A 304-nucleotide genomic window follows, 5' to 3' on the forward strand; every position below is an offset into this window, starting at 1 on the left:
CTTGGTGACCACCTCGCGGACGGCCATCATCTCCTCTATGGTCGCCACTTGCGCGCCCGCATCGGCAGGCAGAGAAGGCACGAAGTCGCGCGCGCACGGCCAACCGGCCAGCTGCACCGAGGCCTCGCGGCCCTCGATGGCGCGGAAGGCCGGCGGGTAGCACTCCCACACCTCGTCGGTGGTGAACGACAGGATGGGGGCCATGACCCGCACGAGCACCTCCAGGATGTTCATGGGCACGGTCTGCACGGCCCGGCGGCGCGGCGAGGCCGGCGCCTCGGCGTACAGGCGATCCTTGGTAACG

General features: G+C 70.4%; 1 protein-coding gene. It reads right to left on the reverse strand.

Annotated features, from left to right (window positions below; translation table 11 throughout):
• Window positions 1-304, reverse strand: a 304-nt coding sequence (locus NE591_RS14095; RefSeq protein WP_256156957.1) for a class I tRNA ligase family protein, incomplete at both ends; no start/stop codon positions are given.

It is taken from the genome of Adlercreutzia sp. DFI.6.23, from assembly GCF_024462535.1.
Taxonomy (GTDB): Bacteria; Actinomycetota; Coriobacteriia; order Coriobacteriales; family Eggerthellaceae; genus Adlercreutzia; species Adlercreutzia rubneri.